General features: G+C 38.3%; 9 protein-coding genes. 6 read left to right on the forward strand and 3 right to left on the reverse strand.

The genetic code is table 11. The features are described 5' to 3' along the window. Positions 1–122: 122 nt before the first annotated feature. The 3 genes from ASG01_RS11725 to dnaK all read right to left on the reverse strand — a co-directional run bounded on the left by ASG01_RS11725 (position 123) and on the right by dnaK (position 9,653). Positions 123–5,387, reverse strand: coding sequence for a GEVED domain-containing protein (locus ASG01_RS11725; RefSeq protein WP_055863844.1), 5,265 nt, complete (start codon positions 5,385–5,387; stop codon positions 123–125). Positions 5,388–5,844: 457 nt separating this feature from the next. After that, positions 5,845–7,251: a tetratricopeptide repeat protein gene (locus ASG01_RS11730; RefSeq protein ID WP_131725368.1), complete on the reverse strand. Its 1,407-nt coding sequence runs from the start codon at positions 7,249–7,251 to the stop codon at positions 5,845–5,847. Between the two features lie 512 nt (positions 7,252–7,763). Further along, positions 7,764–9,653 carry a molecular chaperone DnaK gene (dnaK, locus tag ASG01_RS11735; protein ID WP_055863847.1) on the reverse strand — a complete coding sequence of 630 codons (1,890 nt, stop codon included), beginning with the start codon at positions 9,651–9,653 and terminating at the stop codon, positions 7,764–7,766. 193 nt (positions 9,654–9,846) lie between these two features. On the opposite strand from dnaK, the gene ppk1 reads away from it, so the two are divergent. The 6 genes from ppk1 (at position 9,847) to ASG01_RS11760 (ending at position 15,154) form a co-directional block, all read left to right on the forward strand. Further along, positions 9,847–11,919, forward strand: coding sequence for a polyphosphate kinase 1 (ppk1, locus tag ASG01_RS11740; RefSeq protein WP_055863849.1), 2,073 nt, complete (start codon positions 9,847–9,849; stop codon positions 11,917–11,919). A gap of 95 nt (positions 11,920–12,014) precedes the next feature. Beyond that, the gene (locus tag ASG01_RS11745; RefSeq protein WP_055863851.1) at positions 12,015–12,899 is read left to right on the forward strand and encodes an exopolyphosphatase; all 885 of its coding nucleotides are present in this window, start codon (positions 12,015–12,017) and stop codon (positions 12,897–12,899) included. Positions 12,900–13,026: 127 nt separating this feature from the next. Next, positions 13,027–13,389: a hypothetical protein gene (locus tag ASG01_RS11750; protein ID WP_131725369.1), complete on the forward strand. Its 363-nt coding sequence runs from the start codon at positions 13,027–13,029 to the stop codon at positions 13,387–13,389. Positions 13,390–13,402: 13 nt separating this feature from the next. After that, positions 13,403–13,867: a hypothetical protein gene (locus tag ASG01_RS11755; protein WP_055863857.1), complete on the forward strand. Its 465-nt coding sequence runs from the start codon at positions 13,403–13,405 to the stop codon at positions 13,865–13,867. A gap of 357 nt (positions 13,868–14,224) precedes the next feature. After that, the gene (locus tag ASG01_RS16125) at positions 14,225–14,389 is read left to right on the forward strand and encodes a hypothetical protein (protein WP_202966985.1); all 165 of its coding nucleotides are present in this window, start codon (positions 14,225–14,227) and stop codon (positions 14,387–14,389) included. 129 nt (positions 14,390–14,518) lie between these two features. After that, entirely contained in the window at positions 14,519–15,154 is a 636-nt protein-coding gene (locus ASG01_RS11760; RefSeq protein WP_055863858.1) for a hypothetical protein, read from the forward strand. The last annotated feature ends 347 nt before the right edge of the window (positions 15,155–15,501 follow it).

The following is a 15,501-nucleotide window of genomic DNA, read 5'->3' on the forward strand; positions in this document are numbered from 1 at the left end:
TACAGGAATGCTCTCTTCGTTTGGTTCACTTATATTAAAGTAATACCTCGAGGTGCCTGTAGATTTAGCCTTGCCGGAGGACTTGCCATCCCATTTATAGTGATTGAACTCGCTGTAGTTTTTTATTCTTTAATAAATTTCTTCTGCACAGATCCTGTTATATCTTCAATATCAATGATGTACAGCCCGGAAATTAATTCGCTGACATCAATCTTGTTATTTGCAATAACGCCATTGGAGATTAACTGTCCTGATGCGCTGAAAATTTTATAATTTGCCTTTGCACTGATATTTTTCACATTAAGCAAAGACTTTACAGGATTTGGATAAAGCAGAATATCATTTTGATTAAGAGAATTCACTACAGGAAGTTTGCTGATTCTTACGCTGTAATCCTCAACTTCACCATTCTGGAAATTTGTACAGTTTACCGGAACGCCTCCTTTTTGCATTGCCACCCTCATCACTACATATTTAACATCGGTCATACTGATAAATGCATCTGTAGGCACGGTGAAGGTAGCGGTAGAAGTAGCATTAGAATTTGGTCCGTCTGCCATAATTCTTTCATTGATATCAAAATAACCGTTTCTGTTAAAATCGATCCACACTGCAACTCCGGAAGCTCCGCTTAGGGTTTTACTGATCGTGATCTTATTATTGGCAGATCCCTGAATCAACTCTATCTGAGCATCTGGAAGTCCCTTATAGTCGGTGTAATTTGATGCCGCAGAAATATTTTCCATTACCGGTTTACCATTCGGTACCACAGTTACTTTATTAATGAAATCAGCTGCAGAATTTCCGGAAGACATTTCACAGTAGACCACTGTTGGCGTTGCAAAAAGATAAAGTGGTGTAAAGTTTCCTGGCGTTCCGTTACAGACATTGACCACCTGCATCTCATACTTCGTCAGTTCCAAAAGCCCCGTAATTATATATGTATTTACATTTACAGAAATATTTGTCCAGCTGGGAACACCTATTTTTCTGTATCTTAAAATATACGAAGATACCCCCGGGAAGCTATCCCATTCCACTTCAGCAGTTGTTGGTGTAAGTGTGGTAATTTTGAAACCTGTAGGAGGCACCTCACACAACCTTACTGTTGTGAAAGCCTGCGTAGCAGACCAAGGATTTGGAGTTGTAGATCCTACACACTGACTTGCAACTTGTACCTCATAGAGTACATTTGAATTTAATCCGGTTATCGTATAGGAGTTTGAAGGCGGTTGGGGTACTGCAGGTGTATTCCAGGCAATTGTTCCTTCAACTCTCCATCTTAATACATAGGTCGCATTCGGTACAACAGGGTTCCATGTTACAACCGCAGAATTTGCCGTAATATTTGTGATCGTTACATTCGGTGGTGTAGGATCACATCTTGTCGTGAATGTTTGCGAAGGAGTATAGTTGCCTGCAACCCCATTTCCGCAGATTGCAGCAACTCTTACCTCGTAAATTGTGGCTGGCGTTAATCCCGTAAGCGATAACGGAGGGTTACCACCGAGAGCAGAAGCATTGAGAACCGTCCAGTTAGAGCCTGGTGTTGTTACAGGCCGGAATTCTACTTTAAAGAAATTATTATTTGCCGCAGAAACCCAATTAACGGTCGCTGAATTTTGTGTTATTGCATTAATATTCAAACCGGTTGGAGCAGAATTGCTACACGGTCGTAATTTCACTGCATAGTCTTCAACTTCCCCACTTCCCTGATTAACACAGCTTCCTGGTGCACCTCCACGGTTGAGAGCAACCCTCATCGTGGTGGTGTATGGCCCTGTGTAAACTCCTGTCGCTGGTACATCAAATACTGCCGATACGGGAGTTGATTGATTAGACGGAGACGTCAAAATTCTTTCTGAATCCGTAAAATTACCATCTCTATTCCAGTCGATCCATGCATTAACTGCATCAGAGAATGGTGTGCTGGGCCATGCTTTCGAAACTGAAATTTGATTTCCGGTAGATCCTACTTCCAAATTAATTAATGTTGCCGGAGTGGTGTAACTGATATAGTTTGTCTGAATGGATGTGTTATCCATTACAGGAAAATTCACAGGAGTTATTTTTACATTGGAAATATAATCATTCGTGCCAATTCCTGTCACACTGCAATACGTCAGGGAAGGTGTGGTGAAACTGATTGAAGGACCAAATGCACCCCACGTAGTTCCGCATCTTGCCTGTATTTGAACCTGATAAGCAGTTTGCTCCAAAAGACCTGTGATAGTATAAAAACTCTGTCCTGCAGCCAGTTCAACATATCCTAAAGGCTGCAATTGCCAAGCACCTGTCGCTCCTTCTCTCCATCTAACTCTATAGGTAGCGTTTGCAGTAGGTGTCCACGAAACGTATGCTGTTGATGATGTCAGATTACCCATAGCAGGCACTGGAGCCGTCGTACTGCATGGTTGAAGATCAATAAATTGAACCGCATAATCTTCAACCTCACCAAAGGTGTTTCCGGAGCAGGCGCCTGCAGAAGAAGCATATGACACTACGACCCTCATTTTAGTCGTAAGAGGTCCATTATATGTGACAGCTGGAACGTTAAACAAGCCTGTAACATTTGGTAGAGCACTGGGACCACTGGAATATATCAGCTCATTTGCAGCAAAAATTCCATTCCGGTCGTAATCGATCCATATACTTGTATAGTTGGCAGATTGTGAAGTAGTACCTGTCCATGTTCTTCCAACAGAGATAAAATTATTTTGAGTACCTCTTGCTAAGGTAATTGCCAAAGCAGGATTTGTCGAATAATCGGTATATTGAGATTGTAAAGATGTATTATTGAGGTTAGTGTTTGATCCTACCGGATTTACGGTAACATTTGAAATCCATCCATATACTCCGCTGTTGTTTTGTGCAACATGAGCACACCAGGCAACTGCAGGCGTTGTAAATTGTACAGGTAATGAGAAGTTCCCCTGTACACCATTACAGAGATACGCTACTCTGAATTCATACTGTATTTGTTCATTTAAACCTGTAAGGAGATAAGAGCTTACCGTGGGATTAGGACTTATTGTATTCCAGACAGAAGCTGGGCTGGTAACTGCTCTCCATTGAACGGCATAGGTTGCACCCTGAGCCGGCATCCATGACAGAACAGCACTGACAGGCGTTAGGTTTGCTGCTGCTAAATTTGTTGGTGCAGAACTCGTACAAGCTATTGGATCGATAAATCGAACAGCATAATCTTCAACTTCCCCATTCGTATTTCCGGAACATGCACCGGCTGTAGCTTCATTTGAAAGCTGAACTCTCATTCTGGTCGAATTAGGACCGGTATACGTTGTCAATGGAACACTGAATGTTCCTGAAACCGGTGTTCCTGAGTTGGCTCCGCTGGTATAGATTAAATCACTTGTATCGAAAAAACCATCCCTGTTAAAATCGATCCATACATTTGCGTAATTCACATTGGGTGTACCAGACCACGCTTTCCCAACAGAGATTTGGTTGTTTTGAGTTCCTCTGACCAACGTGAGATCCAAAGCGGTGTTGGTTGAGAAGTTGGTATACTGAGACTGTGCAGAAGTATTATTTATAGGAGTGGATCCTACCGGGTTTACAGTGACATTAGATATGTATCCAAAAACGGCACTGTTAAATTGAGCAGCATTCGGACACCATGCTACTCCCGGTGTTGTAAAGGTTACTGGAGTAGAGAACGCTCCCGCAGGACCTGTATTACAGATTGTAGCTATTTCTATCTCATATTGAGTAGACTCTAAAAGACCGCTACCAATCGTATAAGTATTGGTAAGCGGTGTTGTAAGATTTACAGTAGTCCAGGCACCGCCAGGCAGTGATCTGTATCTTAAAATATAGGTTGCGCCGGCGGTAGGTGTCCACGAAACATTAGCAGAACTTGAGGAAATATTATTTACTGCAATATTTGTCGGAGGCGTATTAGTACATGGAGCTAAAGTAGTTCCCTGAAGTTGCAGTGTAGGAATTGAAGATAGTCTGGTTGTTGATGCCGGCGGGGTTGCCGGATTAGGATTGGTTGTGAGATTGTAATAAATCATCCCTTTATTTGTTCCCGCAGTGTAGCCTCCCCAGTTGGCAGTACAGGCAGTTCCCGGCGAGTTTTCATCTACAGCAATCACTACATTGCTTGTTCCATCCCAGAGGAAAGGGGCGCTTAAAGGAATTGTTACCCAAGTTCCCGCAGTCATTGTCGGCAAGTTGCCGGAGTATACTTGCGTTAATGATGAAAACGGAACCCAGCTGGAGGTAGTTGCAAAGTCATTTTGAGCAGTATTTCCCATATAAACGACCCATTCGTTGTAAATCGACTGTGTGGCGGCAGTAGTTGAAACATAGAAATTGACAGCTGTAATATAAGTATTGGTTCCCACAGCAGTGGCCAATTCTGATGCGGTATAGATTTGTTGAGAATAATTAAACCCTGAACAGGAATATATCGGAAGAAACGCATTGTTTATGGGCGCTCCTCCGATCTGACCAGGCGTGAAAGGAGTTCCCGCCACCCAGATAGACTTATCTGCTGCAGAACATACTGACCGTACCCACCAATAATAAGTGGTGCCCGAAATCAAAGGAGATAGATTGGCTGTTAACCCCGAAGTTATCGTTCCTACGGTGGATGCAACGGGTGCAGTGTTGGTTGGAGAAAAATAGTATTCGTATCCGCCGGCAGGTGCCGGTGCCGGAGCCATAGGTGCAGTCCAGCTAATTGTTCCTGAGGTCGGAGCTAAATTTGTTACCGGCATTGCTGCAGGCTCAAAGCATGTTGGCGTTTCTATGATTTGCACTTCGTCCAATAAAATATCGTCGTAGAAATATCCATTTCCGAGAACGTCTTTATCAACGGTAAATTTTAGCTGCACAGTAGTCCCCACGTATGCCGCGGGTAAAGAGATACCAACGGTTCTCCATTGAGGGCTGTTGGTACTGCCTGCCCAGATCTGAACCCATCCCGCTCCACTGTTTACTTCAACCTTCAGCTGATTATTGTCATAATTAGGAACTGTACCTCCTGTAAGTGAAGTCAAATGATTTTTAAACCACTCAAATTTCACGTAAGGATTAGCTAATCCGGTAAGGTTGATTTGAGGTGAGATCAATTCTACGGTATGTTCGTTATCATACGGAAAGCTGGCACTTACAAATGCAACCGTTCCGGCAGGCCTTCCGCCATTTCCCGATGCTCCATACGACGCTGATCCGGAAAATTTCCATTTAACATTTAAATTTGTGGATGTGGTTGTAGGATTCTGACTTACCCAGCAGGCAGGTAAGGTGCCCGTACTGAATGATTGTAAAAAAGGTACTGGAAACGGTGCACATTGGGCAGATAATTTAGCTGTAAATGCCAATAAGAAAGCTGCTAAAAGTAAAAATTTATTCATACTTAGATACTATTGAATATAGATTTATTGTAATTTTTAATTTCTCTTAATCAGAACCAAAAAGATTCTCCACAGGAACATGCACAGTCTCATGCTTTGTCAAATCTGAATAACCTTTTTTTCCCTTTTCTGTTAATATTTTCTTGAAAGAAAGTGTTTCTGAGAAGAATAATTATAGAATATTAAATCTCCTGAAAACGGTAAAAATTTTTAAAAGCTAAAATTAAACTGACTGGAAAGTTTGGTCTTCACACGATAGAGGATCTTATTACAAAGAAATAGGTCAAATGCGAAATTGCGGAAAATCGGAATACTCAAAAAGTACTCTATTTTATAAAACGTTGAATATCATGACTATACAAAGTAAATAAAATGAGTTGGAAGTATCGGAAGATTAGGATTAAAATGAATATTTTAAAGATAAGTTAAGAAATAGGTAGCAAAAGTGGGTGGTTTGTTAACTATTATATCGTGTTTTGAGCCAGATATACAGATCTTCATTTGTAGAAATCCCCAGTTTTTTTCTGAGTGCGTATTTTTTATTCTGAATAGTTCGTACCGATTTAAATAATATATCTGCAATCTGTTTGGTATCGAAATTTAAGTAGATATACGCCAATAACAAAAAATCGCTGCTCTTCAGCGACGGCGAAATATCAAGCAGTATTTTTTCAAAATGTGGGAAGGTATCTATAAAATTACTGTAAAAATTAGAATCATTTTTTTTAGCAAGATTTATCAATTCATCAATCGTGAAATGGATTTTTTTCTTCAGATAATCGGTTTCCGCTTCAAATTCAGAGATCAAATGATTCTTCTCTGAAAGCCGTACATCTTTCTGCTGAAGCAATAGCTTGTTTTGTTTTGATTTATAACGGTAAAATATAAAGGACGCGATAGCTGTAACTGAAAATAGTAAAACAAACAATAGTTTTGCAGTGTTGTTTTCCCTGGATATATTACTTTTATTATCGGATAAAATAACACTTACAGCTTTTCTTACACTAATGGGATTAAGCTTTGTAGCCTTTTCGTTTTCTTTATTGTACTTTTCAAGAAATACATTCTGCTTTTCTTTCTCTCCAAGAATACCATATATTTTTGCAATGTTATCATACAGACTTACCCTTAATTCTGCCATTTCTATTTTTCTGCTCTCAATATCTTCTAAGGATTTGATATAATATGAAAGTGATAGATTATACTGTTTTTGCTTAAAATAATAATCACCAAAAGCCCTGTAGATGTACGCTTTAGTCTCGCCTTTCTCATTTGCAATAACGGCTAAGGATTTATTGAAATAAAAAAGCGCGGAGTCATTCTTTTTGAAATAATTAAGATAAACATAGCCTTTATTTGCGGATAGATTAGAAAAAGCTGCTTTGATATGTCTGGTCTTTAAAAGCAGCGGTTCTTTGGAATATTTTTCTTCCTTTTTCATCCATTCGACAGCTTTCTTATAATCACCCATATTCATATAAGTGGCTGCTATATTTCCGTAAGCTCGAAATTTAATTCTCGATGCCAGGGGCGTATTTTCATTGGCTACGAGTGTGAGTATTGATAAGTTTTCATTTAAAACCTCCGCAAACAGCCCTAATTTTCCAAAGTTGACAGAAGTTTCTTCTTTTACCAGTGCCTGCAAAACTTTATCCTTTTTAAAATACCGCTCTTTTTTTGCCTTTTCCAAATAGGTAAAACTTTCATTGGTAAGACCTAGATATCCTAATGTTTTCGCCATGTACACATAACTGTAGGCTTTTTTCTCAGAGTTGTCTATTTTTTCTGCAATCAGGCTTGCATCTTTAGCATAGCTAAGAGCCTTTAACCGGTTGCTCCATGCATATTCCTGATTAAGATCCAAAAGGCTATCAATTTTTGATATCTCTCTTTGTTGAGACATTATCAAATACGGGCTTACACTTAAAAATAAAATGATACAGTATTTATAAATAATTTTCATTTAGAGTTGAGTGTGATCAGGCCGTCAGTATACTTCAAAAATAGCACTTTTTTTATAATATTTGTTTTTAGAGAATAGGTAAAAATATTTTTGAGTATATGGTTGATTTTTTTTAGAATATAGCAGGGCAACAGCTTGCTGCCCTCTACCTCAATACATGATGACTTAATAATAATTTTATTCGCGATTATAATTTATATTCGTTCATTCAATAAGTATTTCAGTCTGCAGTCTTAGTGTAGGTTTTAAGTTATCGTTATAATAATTAACGTCGTTATAAAACTTCAAGCGGTGTAAGCAAATGTAAAATATTGCAACAGTAATAGAATTCTGCACAAGTTTAGATATCAAAAAACCGTCTTATAATTGCTTATAAGACGGTTTATCAATAATTATTATTATTCTAACTGAGGTTATTTCACTTCTTCAAAATCTGCATCCTGTACATCATCTGCACCGTTTGCCTGACCTTGATTCTGTTGAGCTCCTGCATCAGCACCCTGACCTTGAGCATACATTTCTTCCGAAGCGGCCATCCAAGCTGCATCCAAAGCTTCAGTTTTAGCTTTTACATCGTCTGAATTTTTAGCTTCATACGCTGTTTTCAGTTCTGCGTGAGCGCTTTCAACAGCTGCTTTTTTGTCAGCAGATAATTTATCTCCAAATTCTTTAAGCTGCTTCTCTGTCTGGAAGATCAATCCGTCAGCCTTATTAAAGATTTCCACTTCTTCTTTTCTCTTGTTATCTGCTGTCGCATTTTCCTGAGCTTCTTTTTTCATTCTTTCGATTTCCTCGTCAGAAAGTCCTGAAGATGCCTGAATCTTAATTGACTGCTCTTTTCCGGTTCCTTTATCTTTAGCAGAAACACTCAAAATACCGTTGGCATCAATATCGAAAGTAACTTCAATTTGCGGAACACCTCTTGGTGCCGGCGGAATATCTGTCAGATCAAATTTACCGATCTCCTTGTTATCATTAAACATCGGTCTTTCTCCCTGTCCCACTCTGATGCTTACTGCAGGCTGATTATCTGCTGCTGTTGAGAAAGTCTCAGATTTTTTGGTTGGAATGGTTGTGTTTGCATCAATTAATTTAGTGAAAACAGATCCCATTGTTTCGATCCCTAAAGAAAGTGGCGTAACATCCAAAAGAAGTACATCTTTCACATCACCAGTCAAAACGCCACCTTGGATAGCTGCACCGATTGCAACAACCTCATCAGGGTTAACACCTTTTGAAGCTTTTTTACCAAAGAATTTTTCAACCTCTTCCTGAATGATTGGGATTCTTGTAGAACCACCCACCAAAATTACCTCATCGATATCAGAAACTGACAAACCTGCATCTTTCAACGCTTTGGCCACCGGCTCCATAGAACGTCTTACCAAAGAATCAGATAATTGCTCAAATTTAGCTTTCGTTAAAGTCTTCACCATGTGTTTAGGACCTGTAGCTGTAGCTGTAATATAAGGAAGGTTGATCTCAGTCTGTGGAGAAGAAGACAATTCGATTTTTGCTTTCTCAGCGGCTTCTTTTAATCTCTGAAGTGCAATTGCATCAGATTTCAAATCAACACCTTCTTCAGCTTTAAATTCGTCTGCCATCCAGTTGATAATAACATCATCAAAGTCATCACCACCAAGGTGTGTATCTCCGTTTGTAGACAATACTTCGAAAACACCGTCTCCCAAATCAAGGATTGAGATATCAAAAGTACCACCACCTAAATCGTAAACTGCGATTTTCTGGTCTTTGTGGCTTTTATCTAAACCGTAAGCCAAAGCAGCTGCTGTAGGCTCGTTGATAATTCTTTCTACTTTAAGACCTGCAATTTCTCCGGCTTCTTTTGTAGCCTGTCTCTGCGCATCATTAAAGTAAGCCGGAACAGTAATTACCGCTCTTGTCACCTCCTGACCCAAATAATCTTCAGCCGTTTTCTTCATTTTCTGAAGCGTCATGGCAGAGATTTCCTGTGGCGTATATTCTCTGTCGTCGATTTTTACTTTTACCGTATCATTCGGTCCGCTCACTACTTTGTAAGGAACTCTGGAAACTTCAGAAGCGTCATCTTTAAAATGCGTCCCGATGAATCTTTTAATTGAATAAACGGTTTTTGTAGGATTTGTCACTGCCTGTCTTTTTGCAGGATCTCCCACTTTTCTTTCGCCATCTTCTGTGAAAGCCACAATTGACGGCGTTGTTCTTTTCCCTTCTGAGTTAGGGATTACTACAGGATCTTTACCTTCCATTACAGCAACACAAGAGTTGGTTGTACCAAGGTCAATTCCGATTATTTTACTCATAATATGTATATTTTTTATGTTTTAAATACTCACTAACAATCACACTTTCTCAATTTCTGTACCACTCAAAATTTTGTGACAAATTGACACATATATATAAATTTCTAAAGAATTGTTAATTTAGAATTAACCTGAAATATGGTAGAAGTTTTGCTTAAATTCTTATTTTTGAAACCACTATTTTATCAAATTTATGTCGCTACAATTCAATCCGAGAGATGTCACCTGGCTGGCTTTTAATGAAAGGGTTTTACAGGAAGCTATGGACGAAAATGTGCCACTGCAGCTCAGAATTCGCTTTTTGGGAATCTTCTCAAATAATCTCGATGAGTTTTTTCGTGTGCGTGTGGCAGGATTAAAACGCGCCATGGATTTTAAAGAAAAAGTCATCGCCGAATCTTTTTATCAGCCGCCTTCCAAGATTTTACAGAAAATTAACGAGATTGTTATCAAGCAGCAGGCAGATTTTGACAGAACCTGGAAGAAAATTCAAAACGAAATGGCTGAGCAGAAGGTTTTCATTAAATCTTCCAAAAACTTAAGTGCAGCACAGGCAGATTTTGTGCGTCAGTATTTCGATGAAGTGGTTGAATCGAATGTCATCCCCATACTGCTTCACGAAAACACGCCAATGCCTTATTACAGAGACAAAAGTCTGTATCTCGGTATTTCGATGCGGAAAAAAGAGTGGCATTATCACAGCAATTACGCGATTATAGAGATTCCTTCGCGGTTTGTAGGCCGTTTTGTGCTGTTGCCAAGCGAATTTCCTGAGGAGAAAAATGTCATGCTTCTGGAAGATGTGATTACATTTAATCTGCCGCATATTTTCAGCTATTTTGGCTATGACGAGTTTTCTGCCAATGCTTTTAAAGTAACGCGCGATGCTGAGATGGATATCGATAATGATATCAGGACAAATTTTGCAGAGAAAATAGAAAAAGGTCTGAAAAACCGACGTAAAGGTAAGCCGACGCGTTTTGTTTTTGATAAAGATATGGACAAGGCACTTCTTGAGCTACTCATCCGAAAACTAAATTTAAGCAAAAAAGACAGTATTATTCCCGGCGGGAAAATTCACAATTTCAAACATTTTATGGATTTTCCGGATGTTTTTGAGAAATACGTAAAACCTGTCGAGCGGACTTCATTCACACATCCTGCGTTTGAAAATACCGAGCGCGTGACGGATGTTATTTTAAAAGATGACGTTCTGCTGTCTTTTCCGTATCATTCATACACTCCGGTGATCGATCTTTTGCGCGAAGCTGCGATGGATCCTGATGTAAAATCGATTCAGATAACGGCGTATAGACTGGCGAGCAGTTCAAAAATTATTAATGCTTTAATTTACGCAGCAAGAAACGGTAAAGACGTTACGGTAATGCTTGAGCTTCAGGCGAGATTTGATGAAGAATCAAATTTAATGTGGAAAGAAATGCTGGAGCCGGAAGGCATCACTGTTTTGGTGGGAATTCCGAATAAAAAGGTACACGCTAAGCTTTGCATTATAAAGAAACGCGCAAACAACCGTACGTTGCAGTACGGTTTTGTAAGCACCGGAAATTTCAACGAAAAAACCGCAAGAATCTACGGCGATCATCTTCTGATGACGAGCGACCGTGCCATCATGGCCGATATCAACAAAGTTTTTTCTGTTTTAAAAAAGCCGAAAGAAGATTACATTCCGGTTTTGAAGACGTGTAAAAATCTGCTGGTTTGTCCGCAGTTTATGCGTGAAAAAATCGTGCAGCACATAGACCGCGAAATCGAAGAAGCCAAAGCAGGCAGAAAAGCTGAGATGATCATCAAAGCAAATTCGGTAAGTGACCGCGCGCTGATTACCAAATTGTATGATGCGGCTGAGCAAGGTGTGGTGATTAAAATGATCGTCCGCGGAATTTACTGCGCTGTCAATCAGAAAGATTTTAAATCCAAAATAAAAGCCATCAGCATCGTAGATGAATATCTGGAGCATGCGCGCGTTATGTATTTTTATAACAAAGGAGCGGAAGATCTCTACATTTCTTCTGCCGACTGGATGAACCGGAATCTCGATTACCGTATCGAAGCCGCCGTAAAAATCACCGATAAACTTCTGAAAAAAGAGCTGAAACACATCATTGATCTTCAGCTGAAAGACAATGTGAAAGCGCGGATTTTAGACAGGAAACTCAGCAATGAATACGTGAACAACAGCGAAGAAGAATGCCGCTCGCAGATAGAAACGTATCATTACCTGAAAAACCAGACTTTCGAAAGATAAATTTTTCGCCGTCAGATTTTTCTGTGAAAATATTGTACATTGAGATTTTTTAGCTTAAAACTCAGTTTAATTTCAACCAAAATTTTGATTCAAAAATGATCATTGCCGCGATAGATATTGGAAGTAATGCTGCACGACTTCTCATCAACGAAGTGAAAGTACGCGACGGAAAAACCGAATTTGTAAAACTCAACCTTCTGCGAATACCGCTGCGGCTGGGAATGGATGTTTTCACAATGGGAAAAATCGGAGACGAGCGACGGAATATGGTGATGGAATCGATGAAAATCTTCAGCGATCTGATGAAAATCTATAAGGTTGAACATTACCGTGCCTGCGCTACAAGTGCGATGCGTGATGCTGCCAACGGCCGTGAAATTATCGAAAAAGTGAAACAAAATTCAGGAATTGAAATCGAAATTATTTCTGGTGACGAAGAAGCTTCTTTAATTTATGAAAACCATGCTGAGGAAGGTTTAGACAAAAGTTTCGCCTATCTGTACATTGACGTTGGTGGCGGCTCTACCGAACTCACTTTCTATGAAAACGACGAAATGTTGTACGAAAAATCGTTTAACATCGGTACCATCCGTCTTCTTAACGATCTTGTGACCGACGAAAACTGGCGCGACATGAAAGAGGAAATCCGGAAAAATATCAACAGCAAAAAACCTATTGTCGCGATCGGTTCGGGAGGAAACATCAATAAAATCTTCTCGATGAGCAAAACCAAAGACGGCAAACCAATGGCAGCTTCTTATCTGAAAAAAGTCTACAAAGAATTCAGCGGTAAAAGTGTCGAAGAACTGATTACCGAGTACAAACTAAGACAGGATCGCGCTGATGTTCTCACGCACGCCCTAAATATCTACAATAATGTAATGACTTGGGCCGAAATCACACGCATCTACGTCCCGAAAATCTCGGTGGCGGATGGCTTGATTCATAATATTTATGAGAAGGTGGCGGGGAGGAAATAGATAAATTTATCGAAAACTACGGATGAAAATATTCTCTACAATTTTACTTGCAATTTTTCTATTCACGGCAAACTCTTGTGAAGGCCAAAACAAAAATTCTAAATTTAGTCATACAAAGAATGAAATTATGAAAGAGGGAAATGCTTTACCAGAAACAAATCAGAGTGACAAAATTGCTCTACTTAAAAAATCGATGCTCAACTATTTAAAGATCGCACAGCCTTCGTACACGAAAGCGGATGTGGAAATGTGTATTAAATTATTAGAGGATTATTGTGTGAAAACAGCTGCTTCAAAATCGAAAAATGAAGGGATGGAGATGGTAAAAATTACAGTTGAAAAGCTAAATGATCTAAATGAAAAATGTAATTCTGAACTGATAGAAACTTCAGAGCGCGAACAAATAGCAGATATTATCATTTCTGAAAGTGTGAACAAAGGGTACAGCAAACCTGATGATGATATTACTGAAGAGTGGCGGGAATGGTAACTTTTTTTAGATCATGAATTTTAAAATTACTGAAAATAAAAGTCTATTTAAACGGGAACTTCCGGTTATTCACAACAAAAATAATAGACAAAATAAAATTAGATTCACAAAAAGTGAGTACGAAGAGACTATCTTAAAATGGAGTTTATCTAAGTATATCAATGAACGAACTTACAATTCCGATGATTCCGAATTTTTTCCGATGTCATCATCTGAAAAACTTCAAAATGGGTTGACAAGCGATGACATTCTTAATTATATAAATAATAATATAATATTTGAAAATTACGAACCACAAGAGCAAGACTTTTTAAAAATTTGGTTAGAATATATACATCCTGAAATACACAGAAAGTCCAGACCATACATTTCAAACTATATGTCATTTATCTATTCAGGCGAGTGGTTTAGCAATAAAGGATTTGACCACTTGGATAATGTATATGAAGATTTATTTGAAGGCGAAATTTTTCTTTAGAAAATAAAATAAACATGCTTACACAAAAAAATGATTGTTTACATATTTAAAAAAATCAGTAATTTATAAAGAAGTACTCAATAAGATTGGCGCAATGTATTATATAATCAGGAGTGAAAAAATGCGTAAATTTTGATCTGATAACTAAAGCCAAACTTAGCTTTAGAAAATTATTACAAACAAAAACATCATTTTTTTGATTGCACATCAAATTAATATTATAGCCGCTTTTTTAACATAAATAATAATGACAGAAATAGAACTTAACAAAATTGAAAAGAGAGCAAATGATGCTCGAAAAGGTCCTTGGAAATTATACATAGAAGGTCGCGACCATTTTTGCGGATCAATTTTATAATGGTGTACGAAGGAACTAAAGATGAGTTAAACTTTGAAATCACTGATGCAACAATTGAAGATTATGAGTTTATAGCAAACGCTCGGCAAGATATTCCAATGTTAATAAAAGAAATTCGCAGATTGAATTTAGTTATAAAAAGCAATAATGGTAACTGCAAATAACAGCATTTTGCTGATTTTAATGGGTTTGAAAATGTTCGTGTTTACAAATAAACATTGTTTTGACGTGCTAATCTCAACATGTTTTACTCAGCTATTGAAGGTCACTTACCAAACTTAAACCACAACTAAATGAGCGATTTTCGACCAGAAACATTCTTGCAATTCATAAAAAAAACAAAACCATATTGGTCATTGAAGATAATATGGGTTTCAGCATTTATGTTTTTAGCTTTTGTTTTCTTCTGGACTTACAAAACTGATTTAAATGCATTTTGGGGATATTTTATTTTTTGTATAGTTGCACTGCCATTACAGGCAGGATTTGCATATTGGCTTTCATATAAAATGTACCATTTAGGCAGAATAGCTTTCCTCGATTTGAATGACAAAGAATTAAAAATTTTCAATGATGTGAATGTATTTGTAAAGGGCTTTGATTTATTTTCAAAAAAAAAATTTTATGATCTGAATGTTAGCAAGCCAATCTACGACTTTGAGCAAGCAGATATTATATTTTCGAAAAAGAGTATAATATTGTTAGGAAAATCAAAAATATTTGGAACGATAACTTTTGCTTCTCCGGTAGAATTATTTACGTCAAAAGCGAAAACAACCATAGCCAACGCAAAACTGATAGATTGGTCTGATTCTGGAAAAAGATTACAAATTGAAATTATAGACAGTAACTACGATAAACCAATAAAAATAGAATTTAAACGTAATTATGAAGAAATAAAACCTTGGCTAACAAAGGTTTTTCAATAGTAAGGTAAGACTGCATAGTTCTTTATATATATTTTCATCCCCGCTTCGCAAACTCTCCTGACTTTGCGACAGTTCTAAAACAAATTAATTCCAGCGTCAACTGAGCTTACGAAAAACGCGATTTAAGCTCCCGCATTTAGAAAACAGGCTCCCGCAATCAGTCTTTTAGCACCCGCAAAAAGAAAACAGCCACCCGCAAAGAGTCTTTGAGCACCAGCGATCAGTCTTTAAGCACCAGCAAAAAGAAAACAGCCTCCCGCAAACAGTATTTAAGCAACGGCATACAGTGTTTAAGCACCGGCGTTCAGTATTTAAGCTTCCGCAAACACGCAACTGGCACCTGCAAA

This window comes from Chryseobacterium sp. Leaf180 (assembly GCF_001424585.1).
Taxonomy (GTDB): Bacteria; Bacteroidota; Bacteroidia; order Flavobacteriales; family Weeksellaceae; genus Chryseobacterium.